14 protein-coding genes and 2 pseudogenes are annotated in these 19,270 nt (G+C 43.3%); all 16 read right to left on the reverse strand.

The window, feature by feature from the left end:
* Positions 1 to 10: 10 nt before the first annotated feature.
* A complete protein-coding gene (gene ligA, locus NSQ44_RS16540) occupies positions 11 to 2,014 on the reverse strand; it encodes an NAD-dependent DNA ligase LigA (protein WP_327856604.1) in 2,004 nt (667 codons plus the stop codon).
* A gap of 26 nt (positions 2,015 to 2,040) precedes the next feature.
* Positions 2,041 to 3,540, reverse strand: a pseudogene (locus tag NSQ44_RS16545) (3'-5' exonuclease); the annotation flags it as partial.
* Between the two features lie 887 nt (positions 3,541 to 4,427).
* Positions 4,428 to 5,111, reverse strand: a pseudogene (locus NSQ44_RS16550) (UvrD-helicase domain-containing protein); the annotation flags it as partial.
* A 27-nt stretch (positions 5,112 to 5,138) separates the two neighbouring features.
* A complete protein-coding gene (locus tag NSQ44_RS16555) occupies positions 5,139 to 5,825 on the reverse strand; it encodes a heptaprenylglyceryl phosphate synthase (RefSeq protein WP_117017201.1) in 687 nt (228 codons plus the stop codon).
* Positions 5,826 to 6,029: 204 nt separating this feature from the next.
* The gene (locus tag NSQ44_RS16560; protein WP_063388817.1) at positions 6,030 to 6,335 is read right to left on the reverse strand and encodes a YerC/YecD family TrpR-related protein; all 306 of its coding nucleotides are present in this window, start codon (positions 6,333 to 6,335) and stop codon (positions 6,030 to 6,032) included.
* 3 nt (positions 6,336 to 6,338) lie between these two features.
* Entirely contained in the window at positions 6,339 to 7,376 is a 1,038-nt protein-coding gene (locus NSQ44_RS16565; protein WP_340857710.1) for a DUF3048 domain-containing protein, read from the reverse strand.
* 37 nt (positions 7,377 to 7,413) lie between these two features.
* Positions 7,414 to 9,153 carry an adenine deaminase C-terminal domain-containing protein gene (locus tag NSQ44_RS16570; RefSeq protein ID WP_340857712.1) on the reverse strand — a complete coding sequence of 580 codons (1,740 nt, stop codon included), beginning with the start codon at positions 9,151 to 9,153 and terminating at the stop codon, positions 7,414 to 7,416.
* A gap of 372 nt (positions 9,154 to 9,525) precedes the next feature.
* Positions 9,526 to 10,776 (reverse strand): phosphoribosylamine--glycine ligase, encoded by a 1,251-nt coding sequence (gene purD / locus NSQ44_RS16575; RefSeq protein WP_340858289.1) that lies wholly within the window; start codon positions 10,774 to 10,776, stop codon positions 9,526 to 9,528.
* Positions 10,777 to 10,794: 18 nt separating this feature from the next.
* On the reverse strand, positions 10,795 to 12,333 hold the full coding sequence (gene purH / locus NSQ44_RS16580) for a bifunctional phosphoribosylaminoimidazolecarboxamide formyltransferase/IMP cyclohydrolase (RefSeq protein WP_117017203.1): 1,539 nt from the start codon (positions 12,331 to 12,333) through the stop codon (positions 10,795 to 10,797).
* Positions 12,330 to 12,911 carry a phosphoribosylglycinamide formyltransferase gene (gene purN, locus NSQ44_RS16585; protein WP_066252087.1) on the reverse strand — a complete coding sequence of 194 codons (582 nt, stop codon included), beginning with the start codon at positions 12,909 to 12,911 and terminating at the stop codon, positions 12,330 to 12,332. The genes purH and purN overlap by 4 nt, the downstream gene beginning before the upstream one ends.
* Positions 12,908 to 13,948 carry a phosphoribosylformylglycinamidine cyclo-ligase gene (purM, locus tag NSQ44_RS16590; RefSeq protein ID WP_340857713.1) on the reverse strand — a complete coding sequence of 347 codons (1,041 nt, stop codon included), beginning with the start codon at positions 13,946 to 13,948 and terminating at the stop codon, positions 12,908 to 12,910. Before purM ends, purN begins: the two co-directional genes overlap by 4 nt.
* 26 nt (positions 13,949 to 13,974) lie before the next feature.
* Entirely contained in the window at positions 13,975 to 15,384 is a 1,410-nt protein-coding gene (purF, locus tag NSQ44_RS16595) for an amidophosphoribosyltransferase (protein WP_063388823.1), read from the reverse strand.
* Positions 15,369 to 17,585: a phosphoribosylformylglycinamidine synthase subunit PurL gene (gene purL / locus NSQ44_RS16600; RefSeq protein WP_339193457.1), complete on the reverse strand. Its 2,217-nt coding sequence runs from the start codon at positions 17,583 to 17,585 to the stop codon at positions 15,369 to 15,371. The genes purF and purL overlap by 16 nt, the downstream gene beginning before the upstream one ends.
* Complete coding sequence (gene purQ / locus NSQ44_RS16605; protein WP_063388825.1) at positions 17,569 to 18,252, reverse strand: phosphoribosylformylglycinamidine synthase subunit PurQ; 684 nt, start codon at positions 18,250 to 18,252, stop codon at positions 17,569 to 17,571. Before purQ ends, purL begins: the two co-directional genes overlap by 17 nt.
* Positions 18,249 to 18,503 carry a phosphoribosylformylglycinamidine synthase subunit PurS gene (purS, locus tag NSQ44_RS16610; protein WP_063388826.1) on the reverse strand — a complete coding sequence of 85 codons (255 nt, stop codon included), beginning with the start codon at positions 18,501 to 18,503 and terminating at the stop codon, positions 18,249 to 18,251. The genes purQ and purS overlap by 4 nt, the downstream gene beginning before the upstream one ends.
* The gene (gene purC / locus NSQ44_RS16615; RefSeq protein ID WP_094244364.1) at positions 18,491 to 19,222 is read right to left on the reverse strand and encodes a phosphoribosylaminoimidazolesuccinocarboxamide synthase; all 732 of its coding nucleotides are present in this window, start codon (positions 19,220 to 19,222) and stop codon (positions 18,491 to 18,493) included. Before purC ends, purS begins: the two co-directional genes overlap by 13 nt.
* Positions 19,223 to 19,270: the final 48 nt, after the last annotated feature.

The following is a 19,270-nucleotide window of genomic DNA, read 5'->3' on the forward strand; positions in this document are numbered from 1 at the left end:
CTTCCCTCTCCTATTTCCTTAGTTCTTCAAGTAAACGAGACTCATCCCAAACCTCTATGTTTAATTCGCGAGCTTTTGCAAGCTTGCTGCCGGCATCTTCACCAGCGATTACAAGATCTGTTTTTTTGCTCACACTGCCAGTAACTTTTCCGCCTCTTGCTTCAATTTGTTCTTTTGCTTCATTGCGGGACATTTCAGCAAGCTTCCCTGTTAAAACGATTGTCTTACCGGCAAAATACGAATCCCCTTCATCTGAATTTGTCCGTTTCGGACCTTTATACGTCATATTGACGCCGAACGACTTTAATTCTTCAATCAATTCTTTTACTTCAGGCTGTTCAAAAAAAGTAGCGATGGAATCAGCCATTTTTTCTCCGATTTCCGGTATGTTGATTAATTGTTCTCTTGTCGCGCTTTGCAGCCGATCCATTGTTTCAAAATGCTCTGCTAAAATCTTGGCGGCTTTTTCCCCAACATAGCGAATGCCTAAACCGAATAAAAGGCGCTCCAGCGAATTTTCCTTCGACCGTTCAATCGCGTGCAACAAATTATCCGTTGATTTTTCACCCATCCGTTCAAGCTGAAGCAATTGGGGTTTTGTTAATTTGTATAAATCCGCTACATCTTGAATCAAGCCTTCTTTAAACAATTGGGTGATGACGCGCTCCCCTAGTCCTTCAATATTCATCGCATTTCGGGAAACAAAATGGATGAGCCCTTCGCGAATTTGCGCCGGACATTTTGGATTAATGCATCTAAGCGCAACTTCTCCTTCCAACCGGACCAGCTCGCTATTGCATTCAGGACAGTGCGAAGGCATCCGAAAATCCTGTTCATTGCCTGTTCTTCTGTCAACAAGAACATTTACAATTTCAGGAATGATGTCCCCGGCTTTTTTCACGACGACGAAGTCCCCAAGCTTAATATCTTTTTCCCGAATCAAATCTTCATTATGAAGGGAAGCTCGTTTGACGGTTGTCCCGGCAACCTTTACAGGCTCTAAGATCGCTGTTGGGGTAATGACGCCGGTGCGTCCGACAGCGAGTTCAATATCCAGCAGCTTCGTCACCACCTCTTCTGCCGGAAACTTATAGGCAATCGCCCATCTCGGGCTTTTCGCAGTTGCCCCGAGCGCTTCCTGCTGACGCAAACTATCAACCTTAATTACAACTCCGTCAATATCATACGGAAGCTGAGAGCGCTTTTCCAACAATTGATCAAGCAGCTCGATCACTTCGTCGATGTTTTTGCATTTTCTGCGTTCACGATTTGTTTTAAAGCCGAGTTCATCAAGCAAGTCCAATGCTTCACTATGAGAAGACACTCCGGTATCGCCAAGCTCTGCTATGTTATAGACGAAAATATCTAAATTTCGTTTCGCGGCAATTTTTGGGTCTAGCTGGCGCAAGGAACCAGCCGCAGCGTTTCTCGGATTGGCAAACGGAACTTCCCCTTTTGCAATGCGCTCCTCATTTAATTTCTCAAATGATGCTTTCGGCATAAATGCTTCCCCGCGCACTTCCATCGATAAATTTTTCTTTAGTCTCAAAGGGATCGAGCGGATCGTTTTTAAATTTTCCGTGATATCTTCCCCCGTCGTGCCGTCTCCTCGTGTTGATCCTTGTACAAACAGGCCGTTTTCATATCGAAGGGAAACCGCAAGCCCGTCAATTTTCAGCTCCACTACATATTCGACATCCCCAACTGCTTGGCGGACTCGCCTGTCAAAGTCACGCAAGTCCTGCTCATTAAAAGCGTTTGCCAAACTTAGCATCGGCACGCGGTGCGCCACTTTTCGGAAAGCATCTAAAACAGCGCCCCCCACCCGCTGGGAGGGAGAATCAGGGGTTTTCAGCTCTGGATATTTTTCTTCAAGTTCTATTAGTTCTCTCATGAGGCGGTCATACTCTGCGTCAGGAACAGACGGATTGTCAAGAACGTGATATTCATAATTATATTGATTCAAAAGCTTGTGCAATTCTTTTACACGGTTTTCTGCCGTACGTTTGTCCATATGTGTCAATTCCTTCCTTCAAATAGTTACTGTACTTTTTCAATTGGTGCAAATTTAGCAAGCAACCGTTTTATGCCGACAGGACTTGGAAATGCCACGTCAAGTTCTTGATCCTCCCCATCGCCTTTCACTCGGACGACAACACCGACACCCCATTTTCCGTGCACGGCTTTATCACCTACTGACCAAGCCTTTACATCTCCTCCCGTTGATTTCGCTCCGATTGTTCTATTTAGTTTCGGCTTTGGAGATTTCTTTTCATTTAAGTCTTCTAAAACCTCTTTCGGCATCTCTTCAATAAAACGAGATTCCGGGTTCATGTTTGTTCTTCCAAAAAGGGTCCTCATTTTCGCATTTGTTACATACAATTCTTCCTCTGCCCGCGTTATCCCGACGTATGCCAGCCGGCGCTCTTCCTCCATTTCCGCCTCTTCCATCAAAGCTCGGCTGTGAGGAAATACACCTTCTTCCATCCCGATCATAAATACAACCGGAAACTCTAAACCTTTTGCCGAATGGATCGTCATCAATAACACGGAATCTTTCTGCTCCGATTGCTCTTCATCAATGCGGTCAATGTCCGCAATCAAGGCCAAATCCGTTAAAAAGGCGACAAGGCTTTTGTCCTCATTTTGTTTTTCAAAGTTTTGAGTTACAGATAAAAATTCATCAATGTTCTCTAAACGACCTTGGGCTTCCAATGTTTTTTCCTGCTTAAGCATCTCCCTGTAGCCGGTTCTGTCAAGAATCTCTTCCACAAGCTCAGTAACGGACACATAGTCTTGCATTTGTGACAGCTGCTGGATCAATTCACGGAATTCCGTCAACACTTTCATAGCACGAGTGCTGACCCCGATATGTTCCATTTCTTCTAAAGCAGCAAACATCGAGATACCTTGCTGGGCTGCATAATTCATTATTTTTTCAACGGTTGATGCACCGATGCCCCGTTTCGGAACATTGATGATTCGCACCAAACTAATATCATCATTCTGGTTTGCCACTAGACGCATGTATGCAAGAATATCCTTGATTTCTTTCCGGTCATAGAACTTTATGCCGCCGACAATTTTATAATCAATATTCGATTTTAACAGCACTTCCTCTATGACACGGGACTGTGCATTTGTACGGTACAATACAGCAATATCGGAAAGTTTTCTTTTGCCTGATTGGACGAGCTCTTGAATTTGCTTGGCGACAAACTGGGCCTCCCCAATTTCGTGATCAGCCCGGTAGTAAATAATTTTTTTCCCCTCAGGGTTTTCCGTCCATAAATTTTTCGGCTTTCTGTTCATATTATTTTTAATGACTTCATTGGCCGCATGCAAAATACGCTTGGTAGAACGATAATTTTGTTCAAGCAAAATCACTTTAGCGTTCGGATAATCTTTTTCAAACGATAAAATGTTTCCGATGTCCGCCCCTCGCCAGCGATAAATCGATTGATCCGAATCGCCGACAACACAAATATTTTGAAAACGGGATGCCAGCATCTTTACAAGCGTGTATTGTGCGCGGTTTGATATGGATAGGTAAGCCTTTGAAGTTATCTCCAGCTTTTCCCCCCATTCACACCGTACGTGAGAGTTTCCCCTCATACGGCGTTCCACCAATCGGTTGTCATCTAAGCTACTATTTCATCGTTTCCAACCAATTTGCGAAGTTTGCTTCCTACGTTGGTTGTTATCAGTCAACGAATCACCACCATTCATGATAAAATGGTAGGTTTCGTTTCTCTTAGTCATACTCGAACCTGATAAGACGATGAATGTAGCTATGGCAACCGATTGACTAGTGGCTATCCCTCCATGATGTTTCCATCACTTCTTCGGTACTGTGCCACCGCTCTCACTGGCATAAAGATGAGTTATAGCTTTCCGCCTTTCCTCATCACCGTTTCATTGGTGGGTAAGACCTCCACGTTGCCAGCTTTCCACGTTCCGATGGTTCTATCTGTACATATGCACTTTTAGGTGAATCCTCTGGCCCTGCTGGCTGGACAGCGCCTGTAACGCTGTAAGGTGTTTCATAAAGACAATTCTTACTCCACCTCACCAGCACCACGAACCGTGGCGATACCATTTCTGGTACCTATACCTCTAGAGCCGTACATTCGGATTTTCGTCAGTTGGTTTTTGTGCACCAACATTCTCACCATGAGTGCTTTATAGACCCCCGGCCTATCCGCTGCACCCTCCACCTCTGGAGAGCTTTCGTCAACCTTACTTGTTACGGCAGCGTTCAGCCGACTTCACCGAGCTTATAACCACAAGATGCTTACCCATCTTGTCGCTATTCGGAGTATTAGGGAGAGCCTTTCGAGGCGTTACCCTCTCATTCGACTCTTCGAACCATCAGTTCTCCTAGCTTCAAAGCTAGTGCCTAACCTTTTCAGTTAGGAACGTGTCGCACTATCTTGATATTCATCAACATGAATGTATTGAAATTTCCGCTGATAATATTCGAGTACTTCTGGAACACGTTGAAAAAGCAGTATCGTTGACATAATGAGGTCATCAAAATCAAGAGCTTGGTTTTTCAACAATTTTTTTTGGTAGTCGATATATATATCGCTGACAATTTGCTCCCACACATCTCCTGCTTGACGAGCAAATTCCTCCGGGGAAATGAGATCGTTTTTCGCGCTGCTGATAGTGCCGAGAATAGCTCGAGGATCATATTTTTTAGGATCAATGTTTCGTTCTTTTAAAATCCCTTTGATGACAGACAATTGGTCTGATGTATCCAATATCGTAAAATTGCGATTGACGCCGATCCGGTCAATATCTCGGCGAAGGATTCGCACGCACATCGAGTGAAAAGTGGAAATCCATATTTCCTCAGCACCAGGGCCAAGCAGTTGTTCAATCCGGTCTTTCATTTCCCTCGCTGCTTTATTTGTGAAGGTAATAGCAAGAATATTCCAAGGTGCTACCCCTTTTTCTGCCATTAAATAAGCGATCCGGTGGGTGAGAACCCTTGTCTTGCCGCTGCCTGCACCCGCCATGATTAAAAGAGGACCTTCCGTATGCTTCGTCGCTTTTTGCTGCTGTTCATTCAAACCTGAGAGGAGCTGCTCAGTCAAAAAATGCATTCAACACTCACCTCATTTTCACTTTCTTTACCCTTTAACAGCGCGGACGGTTTCAAGCGCTGATTGTAAATTTTCATAAATGGCATTCCCGACAACGATGATGTCAGCGTGCTCGGCCATTTCTTTTGCTTGCGCAGCATTTTGAATGCCGCCCCCATAAATAAGCCTAGTATTCGTTAAAACCGATTTCGCTGCTTTTACTGCTTCAACATTGCCGTACGTTCCGCTATATTCTAAATAAAAGAGCGGAAGATGAAACATGTTCTCCGCCATTCTCGCATACGCTTTAATATCATCCAAATCAAGCTCCGTCTTTGCTTCGGTCAATTTTGCCGCTTTGCACTCTCCATTTAAAATGCAATAACCTTCCATTAAAATATCATTCCAGTTCATAATGTCACCAAACTCTTTCATTGCTTGGTGATGCAGCTCTGTAATCCATGTAGTATTTCGGCTGTTTAAAACCGTCGGAATAAAATACAAATCAAATCCTGGAACAATCGATTCTAAATTCGATACTTCCAGCACGCATGGAACGAGAAAACGCCGCACCCGCGAAAGCAAAGAAAGAACATTATCTTCCGTTACATTGTCGCTTCCTCCAATGATAACAGCGTCCGTTTTTGATTCACAAATTTTTTCAAGCTGTTCATCGGAAATGGCTTTATCCGGATCGAGCTTAAACACATGTCTCCACTCGTTCACATCATACATACATAATCCTCCATTTCATATACCATTTCATTATTATATCAAATTATAATAGGACAAAAAAATGGTGAATCAATGAAAGTCTGTAGATGTTTAGAAAGAGTTTTTTTAATGGGAGGGGATTTTCAAGCTAAATTGAAGAAGCCTTTCAGAGTTTTAAAAGTTCTAAACTAAAAAAGAGCTGCTGATTTCACCCAGCAGCCCAATTTATGACGAAGCGTTGTCATCTTTAATTCTTTCAAGCGCCATTGCATAAGCATCATTTCCGTAATTCAAGCACCGCTTTACCCGGGAGATTGTCGCTGTCGATGCACCTGTTTCTGTTTCAATTTTATGATACGTATAGCCTTCCTGAAGCATTCTTGCAACTTCAAACCGTTGGGCAAGCGATTGGATTTCATTGACGGTGCAAAGGTCATCAAAAAAACGGTAGCATTCCTCCAAATCTCTTAAAGAAAGGATAGCCCGGAACAATTGGTCTAACTCTCTCCCCCGCAGCTTGTCAATTTGCATGCATCATTCTCCTTTCTCAGCTGAATTTTGAAAAGCCTTATCCAAATCTGGCACGATATTGATCCAAGTATGGCCGGGAACTAATTTTACTTGTTCTTCATTTTCATAAGGAAGGATGCGTCCGTTCACATTTTTCCAATCGACCCTTTTCATCATACCTTTTTGCAAAAGAATCCCTTCGCCCCCAGAGTTTAAATCAATTGTTCTGCGGCCGTAATCATCAAGGAAACGATGATCCATTTGGACAATAAAAATGTTGTCTAAAAGAACAGGTTCTTCCGTTTCCCGATCGACTGTCAGTTCGTCCCCGGAATACCGCTTATAGCGGCCTAGCTGCTGATCGAATACATATTTAATGCGCCATTCCGGTTTAGAACCATAGGAAACAACAGCTTCTAACATTTCTTCTCCAGAAATGCCGCTTATTTCTTCATCTGAAAGAAAAGGCAACGGGGCAACTTCCTTTGTCATTGAATACCCGTTTTCTTTTGCTCCTTTTACGACATTTTCAAAAGAAATATACGAGTTATGAGGAGCTTTCCGGGTTGAATCCCGCCAAAACAGCGTACCATCATAAAACAGACCGTTTAAATAGTCTAGATGCTCTGACTCCAGCATTTCTTTAGCAGTGGGACTCCAGCCGTGGCTGATATAAATTGCTTCATACCCTTTACTCAAATCGACAAAATATTCCCGAGCACTTCTGACTGGACCGATAATTTTTGGCTTCTCGCTTTGATAAATGGCTAAAAAGCGCGTGATCGTGCCTTCAGCTAAAGCCTCGTAAACAATATCCGCTTTATTTAATCCTGATTGAGGCCTCGCTTTCGGATGGTTGTTAATCGTGACAGCAATTGGGCGGCTGTCAATATTTCCGGTCGCAGCATTTCCTGTCAAAGGGCTTACGGCTGTTTCTTTTTCAATTGGCTGATTTTCAGATGATGACGGTTCGTCATTTGTTTTCTCTTTTTCTTTTTCATTCGTGCAAGCTGTTATAAAGACAAAGAAAAGCATCGTAAATAAAATCAATGTCCTTTTCATTCATTCACAACCTTAACTAATTTATCCCTTTTATATTTTAACGTATTATTGTCGGAAAGAGTATTGTTTTTTTCATAACATCATAAATTCCTTCCTGTGTAATCCGAATATATGGTAAATGTGTGGAAGATAAAAAGAGCAGGCTGTGAATCGGGTCTAAAAATTTATAGCCCTTTTCTCTCATAATCTGGACCAAACCATTTTCTTCCTTAATGACCTCTTTAAATTCTTTCGATGACGCAGCGCCGTTAATGTTAAGAGGCATTTCATAAATCACTTGGCCATTTTCCGTTAATACTATTCCCCCGCCAATTTCTTTCAATCTGGAAAATGCATGCATCATATCTTGTTTGTTTTTCCCTATCAACACCACATCTCCAGTCGTTGAATAAGTGCTTGCAAAGCCTTTTATCCCCTTTGCGAAGCCTTTTAACATTGTATTGATCCGCCATTTCCCTTTTTTATCGATGACAGCGAGGAAGCTTTCGTCATGATCTAGCGGAAGTTCATCAACGAAGTTGTCAATAGTGATGGAATACGGCTCAATAATAACCGTGTTTCTCATTTTTAATCCCATCGGCATAGAAAATTGAAGATCATCCATTGTCAAATCCCAATCAATTTCAAGCGGTGCAACTTCATATTTGTTCCAGTCTGCTTGAGGGAAATGATCAAACACCTGACCGTCCTTATGAATCCATTTCCCTTTCGCCAAAACAGCCACTGGGTTCGGGTTATTTTTCGCTTCCAGGAAATTGATGGAGGCTAACCTACCAGGACCGATTACTCCCAATTTTGAATCAAGCATATAATATCTAGCAACATTGTACGTTGCCATTTTATAAGCCTCAAACTCTGGAATTCCGGCCTCCAGCGCTATTTGAATGGTCTGATTAATCATTCCATTTTCATAAAAAGCAGGCGTTGAACCATCCGTTGTAAAAAACATTTCGTCAAAACGATTAACTCCAAATGCAAGCAGCTCTTCCAACAATTTCGGCAAATCCGGCCGTATTGAAGAATAGCGGAGCGGCACGCTGTATCCGCATAACAATCGATTGTATACTTCTTCTCCGCTAATAGATTCGTGATCGGAATCGACACCAAATAATTTCATTTTTGTCAATGTTTTTCGAGAAGCCCCTGGAAAATGGCCTTCTACACGCTTCCCGACCTTTTTTGTCTCATGAATCCAGTGTAAAAACAAGTCATCCCCTAAAAGAAGCTTTGGCCAGCCTGTCAATTCTCCTCCTTGAATAACGGCTGGATGCTCGATCCATTGTTTCACGATATCTGGCGGAATGAGTTGATCTTCTTCTCTGCATTCCGTTTGCAAGTCATAGCGGGCCCACCAAAAAAACTGAACTGGAGAAGATTGCATATCTTCAACAAAAGAAAACGCTTTCTTTTTTGGGAATTGTAATAGCAAAAATAGGTTATCGCATATTAGTGTTGTAGTTCCCGTTTGCGATACATGTTGTGCAAGCGAATGAGGATTATATAATTGAAACGGATGGGCGTGCGGTTCAATATAGCCAGGAACTAAATAAAGTCCTTTGCAATCAAATATTTCCGTATTTGCTGTTTTTTCCGGCTCCTCATTGCCGACATAAATAATGCGGTCTTTATAAATCCAAATATTTGACTTCACCCACTGGTTTAAATATGGATGTAAAAATACTGCATTTTTCAGCCACAAGGTTGGTGCTAATCTATTTGAAACGACATCTATATGTTCACGAATTTCATGGGCTTTCCAAAAAGCACCAGATCGCATGATCTGCTCAGTCCTCCTCAATTAAAAGTAATTACTCAAAATAGTGACTCTGTTACTTTATATATTAACATATGAAAAATATTAAAGCACTAAAGTTTCTTACAAAATTTTGAACTTGGGATAACGGTGCAGAGGCTTTCTTGATTGATCGTTTCCTAATAGAAGAAACGCTGGTTTATTTTTAATAATGAGCGGTCAAGATAGGAAGTTGTTTAAGAAGAAGCTATGTCAAAAATGCCGATTACATTCCTTTATAAAATGAAAAGGACAGGAACAACCTCCTGTCCCATTGGAAAGGTTTATAAAATATGTGGTAGATATGTCTTTTATTTATTAGTATTCATCGGTTCGGAATATTGAAAGCCAAATTCGTTATAGTGCGCGATAGCCGATGTCTTTACGATAAAACAAACCTTCCGTCTCAAGCTCTTTTAATTGCTTGTACACTTTTTCTTGCGCATTTTTTAAATTATCTCCAAATGACGCCACAAGGTATACACGACCCCCGTCTGTTACAAATTGGCCGCCTTCCTCTTTTGTTCCGGCATGGAATAAAAGGGCATCCGCACCAACCTTTAACAAACCGATCGGTGTTCCTTTCTTATAGCTGCCCGGATAGCCTTCCGCCGCCACAACGACTCCCAACACCGCTTGATCTGTCCATTCAAGTTCAACCGGTTCTCCTTTTAACACTTTCAACATCACATCGATAAGGTCTGATTTTAGCCGAGGAAGAACTACCTGTGTTTCTGGATCTCCAAAACGCGCATTGAATTCAATCACCTTCGGGCCGTCTTTTGTCAGCATGAGGCCGGCATAAAGAATACCGGTAAATGCCGCTCCTTCATTTTTCAAAGCTTTCGCTACCGGCTTTAAAATTTTCTCTACAGACTCTTGAACAACATCATCAGAAATTTGCGGGACAGGAGAATAAGCCCCCATTCCACCTGTATTCGGTCCTTTGTCTCCGTCAAAGGCCCGCTTATGATCCTGCGCAATCACCATCGGGTAAATGTTTTCCCCGTTTACGAAAGCCATAAGGGAAAACTCTTCACCTGTCAAAAATTCTTCAATTACAACGGATTTTCCTGCTTCTCCCAGCTTATTTTCCTTTAAATAGCCGGACAGCGTGTCAATTGCTTCTTCATTTGTCGTCGCAACAACGACACCTTTTCCCGCCGCAAGCCCATCCGCTTTAATCACAATCGGGGCGCCTTTTTCTTCTACATATTGCTTCGCTTTGGCAAAATCAGAGAACGTTTCATAATTGGCAGTCGGAATGTTATATTTTTTCATTAAATTTTTTGCAAATGATTTGCTTCCTTCAATAATTGCCGCTTCTTTCCTCGGTCCGAATACAGTTAATCCAGCGTCTTCAAATTCGTTGACAATACCGTTCATTAAAGGAATTTCAGGACCGACAATGGTTAAATCAATGTTGTTTGTTTTGGCAAATTGGATCAATTCGTCTGTTTGTTCTTCTGAAATCGGAACTCTTATTGCAACGTCTTTCATACCATCATTGCCAGGCGCGACATACACTTTTTCAACGAGAGGGCTTTTGGCCGCCTTCCAAGCGATCGCATGCTCACGGCCCCCTTTTCCAATAACAAGTACTTTCATCATCAGTCATCCCCTTTCTTAATGTTTGAAATGACGGACTCCAGTAAAGACCATTGCAATTCCGTATTCATCCGCTTTTTTTATCGAATCTTCATCGCGAATGGATCCGCCTGGTTGTATGATTGCTGTAACTCCTGCTTTCGCTGCTTCTTCAACGGTGTCAGGCATTGGGAAGAACGCATCTGATGCAAGTGCACTGCCTTTCGCTTTCTCGCCAGCCTGTGCAATCGCGATTTTGGCAGCACCAACCCGGTTCATTTGGCCTGCACCAACACCAACGGTCATTTCATCTTTTGCCAAAACAATCGCATTTGACTTGACGTGCTTCACGACTTTCCAGCCAAGCTTTAAGTCCTTCCATTCTTGTTCAGTCGGTTGTCTTTTTGTTGGGATTGAAATGTTCGCGTCATCGAGCGTATAAATATCTTGATCTTGAACAAGAAGGCCGCCGTAAACAGATGTCAGCTGCTTCTCCGGTTGGAATTTTTTCGAAAAGTCGATCGTTAACAATCGAATATTTTTCTTTTTCGTTAATATTTCAAGAGCTTCTTGGCTAAACGAAGGGGCAATGATAATTTCCAAAAAAATTTCGCTCATTTTTTCAGCCGTTTTCTGATCAACTTCACGATTCAGTGCAACAATGCCGCCGAAAATTGAAGTCGGGTCCGCCTCATATGCCCGATTATAAGCTTCAAAAATGGTTTCACCTGCGCCGACGCCGCACGGATTCATATGCTTAACAGCGACCGCTGCCGGTCCATCAAATTCTTTGACAATGCTAAGTGCCGCATCCGCATCTTTAATGTTGTTATACGACAATTCCTTTCCATGGAGCTGAACGGCTTCGGCAATAGATGATGGAGGCGTGATCGGCTTTTTATAGAACGTTGCCTGTTGGTGAGGATTTTCCCCATAACGAAGGGATTGCTTCCTTTCAAATGTCACAGTAATCGATTCAGGCTCTTCTTCCCCTGCCTGCTCTGTTAAATATTCCGCAATCAGTGCATCGTATTGAGCAGTATGCCGGAATACTTTGGCAGCCAGCTTCCGTTTTGTTTCTATGCTTACTTCTCCGTTCTCTTTCAGTTCGGCTAAAATGACGGGATAATCTTCAGGATCAACGACAACTACTACATCTTGGTGATTTTTTGCAGCAGCCCGAAGCATCGTCGGCCCGCCGATGTCAATGTTCTCGATCGCTTCCTCAAAAGTCACGCCATCTTTGGCAATTGTCTCTTTAAACGGATATAAATTCACAACGACTAAGTCAATCGGTTGAATACCGTTTTCCTCCATCTGCTTCATATGGTTATCATTGCTGCGAACCGCAAGCAGCCCCCCGTGAATAGCAGGATGCAGCGTTTTAACTCTTCCGTCCATAATTTCCGGAAAACCGGTTACTTCCTGAATTCCAATGACATCTATTCCATTTTCCTCAAGAAGCTTTTTCGTTCCGCCAGTGGAGATTACTTCGATCCCAAGATTGACAAGCTCTTGCACAAACGGAATGATGTTTGCTTTATTAGATACACTGACAATTGCCCGTCTGATTGTCATGCTTTCACCTCTAATTTTTCTAAAATTTTTCCTATTGTTTCAGGATAAAATGAATGCTCGATTTTATGGATTTTCTCTGCAAGTGTATTAGCATCATCATCTTCGCTGATTTCAACCGCACGCTGAGCGATGATCGGACCTGTATCCATTCCTTCATCAACATAATGGATGGTGACACCCGTAATTTTTACGCCGGCACGGAGCGCTTGTTCAATTGCATGTTTTCCCGGAAATGCAGGAAGCAAGGAAGGATGTATATTCACAATTCTCCCCGCAAAAGCGTCAAGAAGAGTGTGGCCGATTAAACGCATGTAGCCGGCCAGCACGATAAAGTCCACTTGATAGTGCCTCAATTGCTGTAAAATATCTTCTTCAAACTGTTCCTTCGACTCATATTGCTTCGGATCAAAAACAAAAGCAGGAATCTGCTCTTTTTCTGCCCGCTCCACTACTTTAGCACCGGGTTTATCACAGACTAAAAGCATCACATTTGCTTTTAGCTTCCCGCTCTTTACATGGTCTACAATCGCTTGGAAATTAGAGCCGCTCCCGGATGCAAACACCGCGATCCGCTTCATGAAAAAGGCCCTCCTTTCAACCGAATTCCGCTTCCTTCTTTTACCCGGCCGATGAGAAAAGCCTTTTCTCCCAGCTTTTCAAGCTCATTGAGGCACTGCTGAACAACATCTTCTTCGACCGCCAGAACAAAGCCGATTCCCATATTGAACACTTCAAACATTTCAGACAAATCGATATTTCCTTGCTGTTGAATAAAGGTAAAAATCGGATAAATCGGCCATGAACCGAAATCGATTTCTGCTCCAAGCCCTTCCGGAAGCATTCTCGGGATGTTTTCAATAAACCCTCCTCCGGTAATATGGGCCATGCCGTCAACTTTATATGCTTTCACAAGCGGCAGGACGGAAGAAACATAAATTTTTGTCGGCTTTAGCAATTCTTCTCCGAGCGTTTCGGTTAGAGGCTCGTATATTTCATGTAAATCAAGCTTATTTTCTTCCAAAAGCACTTTGCGAACGAGTGAATAACCGTTTGAATGGATGCCGTTTGATGAAAGGCCGATGAGAAAGTGCCCAGGCTTGATCCGTTCGCCTGTGACAATGTTTTCTTTCTCGACAACACCGACAGCAAAGCCGGCAATGTCGTATTCATCTTCATCATATACGCCGGGCATTTCCGCTGTTTCTCCACCGATGAGCGCACAACCCGCCTGCAGGCAGCCATCGGCAACACCTTTAACAATTTTTTCAATTTTTTCAGGGTCTGCTTTCCCGAGCCCCAAATAGTCCAGGAAAAAAAGCGGCTCCGCACCTTGTGCCAAAATGTCGTTTACACACATAGCCACAGCGTCTATTCCAATCGTATCGTGTTTATCCGCCATAAAGGCAAGCTTCAGCTTCGTTCCCACTCCGTCTGTTCCGGAAACAAGCACCGGCTCTTTATATCCTAAGCTTGCCAGATCAAACATTCCGCCAAAACTGCCGATCCCTCCTAAAACACCGGGACGCTTCGTTTTTTCCACATGCTTTTTCATGCGGCGAACTGCTTCATAGCCCGCATGAATGTCCACACCTGCTTCTCTATACGCTTTGGACATGAATTATCCTCCTTCGGTCTGTCATATTAGCCTTTCTCATGAGGAAGAATCGTATCTTCATAAATGTCTGTCGGATATTTTCCTGTAAAACATGCCATACATTGCCCGCGAAATTCACCTTCATATTTCCTTCCGATCGCATCCAGCATCCCTTCTGTGCTTAAGAAAGCAAGACTATCGGCGCCAATGATGCTGCGAATTTCTTCTACAGTATGAGAAGAAGCGATCAGCTCCTCATGAGTGGAGGTGTCAATACCGTAATAGCAAGGGTTGGCAATCGGCGGTGAACTGATGCGGACATGCACTTCCGTTGCCCCTGCTTCCCGCAGCATCTTGACAATACGCTTCGATGTCGTTCCTCTTACGATTGAGTCATCCACCATGACAACCCGTTTGCCTTCCACTACCCCACGGACAGGGGAAAGCTTCATTTTCACTCCTTGCTCCCGCAATGATTGGGACGGCTGAATAAACGTACGGCCGACATATCGGTTTTTAATTAAACCGAGCTCGTACGGTATACCGGATGCCTCGGCATAGCCGATCGCCGCAGATATGCTGGAATCCGGAACTCCAGTCACTACGTCCGCCTCTACAGGCGCTTCTATCGCAAGCCGTTTGCCGAGATTTTTTCTTGCAGTATGAACATTTATTCCTTCCACATTGCTGTCAGGGCGTGAAAAATAAACGTATTCCATCGTACAAATCGCACGGTTAATCGTTTTGGAAAAACGTTCGCTTTTCAGTCCTTCACCATTGATGATGATAAGCTCGCCAGGCTCAACGTCCCTTTCGAGCTGAGCTCCAACAGCATCAAAAGCGCAGGTTTCCGAAGCGACAACATATGCATCACCGAGACGTCCGATAGATAAAGGACGGAGTCCGTTCGGATCAAGGGCAATCATCAGCTCTGTTTCCGTCATGATTAAAAAGGCGTATGCCCCTTTAATCATCGTAAGCGCGTTTTTCACTTTATCTTTTAGCTCTAAATAGCCGCTTCTTTTAATTAAATGAGCAAGAACTTCTGTATCTGACGTTGTTTGAAAGATGCTTCCTTGATTTTCAAGCTGATGCTTCAATCCGGAAGCATTCACTAAATTTCCGTTGTGAGCTAATGCGAGACCGCCTTGCTCCGATCGAAAAAGGAACGGCTGGACGTTTTCATAGCCGCCTCCTCCAGCCGTCGCATAGCGAACATGGCCAATAGCTCCTGTTCCTTTTAAATTGTCTACCCCATTGGCAAACACTTCTGTGACAAGTCCTTCCCCTTTAAACCCTGTCAGTTTTTCGCCGTCTGTTACGACAATCCCTGCCCCCTCTTGTCCGCGATGCTGAAGGCTGTGCAGACCGTAATAAGTGATTTGAGCAGCGTCCTTATGACCCCATATGCCGAATACACCGCATTCTTCATTTAGCCCCTTTATTTCAGCAAGCATGGGATAGCTCCTTTCCAAGCTTGTTCTAACTCTTCCACTGATGCTTGAATCAATGTTTCTCCATTGCCGTTGACAATTTTAAGAATTCCGCTGTTTGTGACCGTTCCGATAGCTTCAGCTTGAACAATCTTTTCAAACGCCTCTTTGTTTTCCGGTTTTACGGAAACGACGATGCGGGACTGGGATTCGCTGAACAGCCCTGCCAATGCATCACCGTTGATCGTTATTTCCGCTCCAAGGCCCGTTCCGATTAAGCATTCACTTAGCGCAACGGCCAGGCCTCCTTCGGCAACGTCATGAGCCGACTGGACAAGCCCTTCGCGAATGGCAGCTAACAGCTGATCTAAACGTTGCTTCTCTTCTTCCAGGTCAATTTCCGGCGCTTTGCCAAAGATCTTGCCTTCAAGCATTTTTTGCAATTCACTTCCGGAAAATTCCGGTTTCGTCTCACCGAGCAAATAAACGATGCTGCCCGTCTCTTTAAATGATTGCGTTGTAATATGATCTGTATCTTCAATAAGTCCGACCATCCCGACAACCGGAGTTGGATAAATAGCTGTTCCGTTCGTTTCATTGTACAAGGAAACATTTCCGCCAATGACAGGTGTATTTAAAGCTAAGCACGCTTCGCTCATGCCGTCCACCGCTTTTTCAAGCTGCCAAAAAATCTCCGGTTTCTCCGGGCTGCCGAAGTTTAAACAGTCTGTAATAGCGAGCGGCACCGCTCCTGAACATACGATGTTTCTTGCTGCTTCACTAACTGCAATTTTTCCGCCGACTTCTGGATCTAAATATAAATAGCGTGAGTTGCAATCGGTTGTCATCGCCAAAGCTTTTTTCGTCCCTCTGATTCTTAGGACAGCCGCATCAGAACCGGGCGCTACAACAGTGTTCGTCCGCACCATATAATCGTATTGGTCATATACCCACTCCTTGCTGGCTATCGTTGGCTGTTTCAGCAATGCAAGAAGCGTTTCTTTGTAATCGTCAACTTTTGGAACATAGGGCGGCATGCTTTGAAACTGGCGATAATATTCAGGTTCTTTAGACGGTTTATAGTAAACAGGCGCATCTTCCGCAAGCGCATCAACAGGAATTTCCGCAACGATTTCTCCTTTATGAATAAGGCGCAGCATCTTGTCATCTGTAACTTTACCAATCGGTGCAGCCTCCAGATCATATTTTTTAAACAGATCAATGATTTCCTGCTCCCGCCCTTTTTTAATTACGAGAAGCATTCTTTCTTGCGATTCGGATAACATCATCTCATAAGGAGTCATTCCTGCTTCCCGCTGAGGAACAAGATCCAAGTTCATTTCAATTCCTGAGCCCGCCTTGCTCGCCATTTCTGCCGATGAGCTTGTAAGCCCCGCTGCTCCCATATCTTGAATGCCGACAAGTGCATCAGATTTGATTACTTCAAGGCAAGCTTCCAAAAGCAGTTTTTCCATGAAAGGATCTCCAACTTGAACAGCCGGACGCTTTTCTTCGGAAGCTTCCGACAATTCTTCGGAAGCAAATGTAGCACCGTGAATGCCGTCTCTTCCGGTTTTGGCTCCGACGTACATCACTGTATTGCCGACACCAGTTGCTTGCCCTTTTTTGATATCTTCATGGTTTATGAGTCCGACACACATCGCATTGACCAGCGGATTTCCTTCATAGGAAGCGTCAAACTGCACTTCTCCTCCAACGGTTGGAATTCCGATACAGTTACCGTATCCGGCAATGCCAGCGACAACTTCTTCAAACAAATATTTGACACGCGGGCTTGTAAGTTCCCCAAAGCGAAGAGAGTTAAGGAGAGCGATTGGTCTGGCTCCCATCGAGAAAACATCGCGAATAATGCCTCCGACTCCTGTTGCTGCACCTTGATACGGTTCAATTGCAGAAGGGTGGTTATGGCTTTCTATTTTAAAGACGACGGCTTGATTGTCGCCGATATCAACAATCCCTGCTCCTTCACCAGGTCCTTGCAGCACACGTTCTCCTTTTGTTGGAAACTTTTTTAATACTGGTTTTGAATTTTTGTAGCTGCAATGCTCTGACCACATAACAGAAAAAATTCCAATTTCCGTGTAATTCGGCAATCGTCCTAATATTTTTTCAATGAGGGCAAACTCCTCATCACTAACTCCCATTTGCTTATAAATTTTGTCGTTTTTTATCATTTCTGGACTTGGTTCAAGAATTTGTGACATGAGCTTCCCTCCAACTTCTTACAATCGATTGAAACAATTTCAACCCGTCTGTGTTTCCTAAAAGTTCGCTGACTGCCCGTTCCGGATGCGGCATCATTCCAAGAACATTGCCGCGTTTATTTACGATGCCTGCAATGTTATTTAAGCTTCCGTTCGGATTATCTTGATACGTAAAAACAATTTGCTTGTTTGCGATTAACTCTTCAAGAGTTTTTTCATCACAATAATAATTTCCTTCCCCATGTGCGATCGGAATGGTGATAATTTCGCCTTTATCATATTTGTTCGAAAACATCGTTTCGTTGTTTTCCACCTTTAATTTCACAGGGCGGCAAATAAATTTCAGCTTCTCGTTCCGTCTCATGGCACCCGGAAGAAGACCAGCCTCAAGCAAAATCTGAAACCCGTTGCAAACACCAAGTACAGGCTTCCCTTCATCTGCAGCTTTCACAACTTCCTTCATGACATTGGCAAAACGGGCAATGGCTCCGCTGCGCAAATAATCGCCGTATGAGAAGCCGCCGGGAAGGAGAATGCCATCGAAGCCACTTAAATCTTGAGCGTCATGCCAAACGTATTCGACTTCCTCTCCCAGTTCGTCTTTAATGGCATGGTACATGTCAACGTCACAATTGGAACCCGGAAAAACGATCACGGCAAATTTCACTTGACGGCTACCTCCTCTATTTCATAACGGTAGTCTTCAATCACAGGATTTGCTAAAAGCTTTTTACACATTTCGTCTACAATCTCTTCGACATTTCGATCCGTTTTTCCGATTGCTAGCTCCATGTACTTCCCGATCCGAACATCTTCCACTTCGTTGAAATTCATTGAATGCAGGGCATTTTTCACCGCATTTCCTTGAGGATCAAGCACACTTTCACGCAATGTAACATATACTTTTACTCTGTACATGGAACTGTACCTCCTAAACGTTTTAAAATTTCTTTATAAGCATCCGTCAAATTGCCGATATCCCGGCGGAACACATCTTTATCAAGCTTTTCATTTGTATGTTTGTCCCAAAGTCGGCACGTATCAGGGGAAATTTCATCTGCAACAACAAGCGTTCCGTCGTTTAGCAAGCCAAATTCAAGCTTAAAATCTACTAGTCTCACGTTTCTTTCATGAAAATGCTTCAATAAAATATCGTTTACTTTGAAAGCTAATGTTTTTATTTCATCCAGCTGCTCTTTATCCGCAAGCTCTAGTAGTTCAATATGGAAACTGTTAATTAAAGGGTCTCCCAGGTCATCATTTTTATAGTAGAACTCAATGATCGGCTTTTTAATCTCAGTTCCTTCAGCAATGCCCAATCTTTTGGACAAGCTTCCTGCCACAATATTTCGTACAACTACTTCAATCGGAATGATTGTCACCCGTTTGACAAGCTGTTCATTTGACGAAATTTTTTGAACAAAGTGGGTCGGAATGCCGTGTTCATTTAACTTTTCAAACAGCAAACTTGAAATTTCATTGTTTAGCTGTCCTTTGCCTACAATCTCAGCTTTTTTCTCCCCATTAAACGCGGTAGCGGAATCTTTATAATAAACAAGAAAAATATTGGGATCGTCTGTTTCATAAATTTTTTTCGCTTTTCCTTCGTACAGCAATGAGCGCTTTTGAACGGTCATGATCATGCCTCCTAATGCGGAATATTGGACTTCCATTTTATGTCAAGG

The sequence above is a fragment of the Aeribacillus sp. FSL M8-0254 genome, assembly GCF_038008845.1.
GTDB classification, from domain to species: Bacteria; Bacillota; Bacilli; order Bacillales; family Aeribacillaceae; genus Aeribacillus; species Aeribacillus composti.

Excerpts from the sequence above, each read along its gene's own strand:
- NSQ44_RS16560 (WP_063388817.1), bottom strand. The coding sequence starts at position 6,335 with ATGCAAATTGACAAGCTGCGGGGGAGAGAGTTAGACCAATTGTTCCGG.
- purD (WP_340858289.1), bottom strand. The coding sequence starts at position 10,776 with ATGAAAGTACTTGTTATTGGAAAAGGGGGCCGTGAGCATGCGATCGCT.
- purF (WP_063388823.1), bottom strand. The coding sequence starts at position 15,384 with ATGCTTGCTGAAATAAAGGGGCTAAATGAAGAATGCGGTGTATTCGGC.
- purM (WP_340857713.1), bottom strand. The coding sequence starts at position 13,948 with ATGTCCAAAGCGTATAGAGAAGCAGGTGTGGACATTCATGCGGGCTAT.
- purH (WP_117017203.1), bottom strand. The coding sequence starts at position 12,333 with ATGACAATCAGACGGGCAATTGTCAGTGTATCTAATAAAGCAAACATC.
- NSQ44_RS16565 (WP_340857710.1), bottom strand. The coding sequence starts at position 7,376 with ATGAAAAGGACATTGATTTTATTTACGATGCTTTTCTTTGTCTTTATA.
- purL (WP_339193457.1), bottom strand. The coding sequence starts at position 17,585 with ATGTCACAAATTCTTGAACCAAGTCCAGAAATGATAAAAAACGACAAA.
- ligA (WP_327856604.1), bottom strand. The coding sequence starts at position 2,014 with ATGGACAAACGTACGGCAGAAAACCGTGTAAAAGAATTGCACAAGCTT.
- purN (WP_066252087.1), bottom strand. The coding sequence starts at position 12,911 with ATGAAGCGGATCGCGGTGTTTGCATCCGGGAGCGGCTCTAATTTCCAA.
- NSQ44_RS16570 (WP_340857712.1), bottom strand. The coding sequence starts at position 9,153 with ATGCGATCTGGTGCTTTTTGGAAAGCCCATGAAATTCGTGAACATATA.
- purC (WP_094244364.1), bottom strand. The coding sequence starts at position 19,222 with ATGACCGTTCAAAAGCGCTCATTGCTGTACGAAGGAAAAGCGAAAAAA.
- NSQ44_RS16555 (WP_117017201.1), bottom strand. The coding sequence starts at position 5,825 with ATGTATGATGTGAACGAGTGGAGACATGTGTTTAAGCTCGATCCGGAT.
- purS (WP_063388826.1), bottom strand. The coding sequence starts at position 18,503 with ATGTACAGAGTAAAAGTATATGTTACATTGCGTGAAAGTGTGCTTGAT.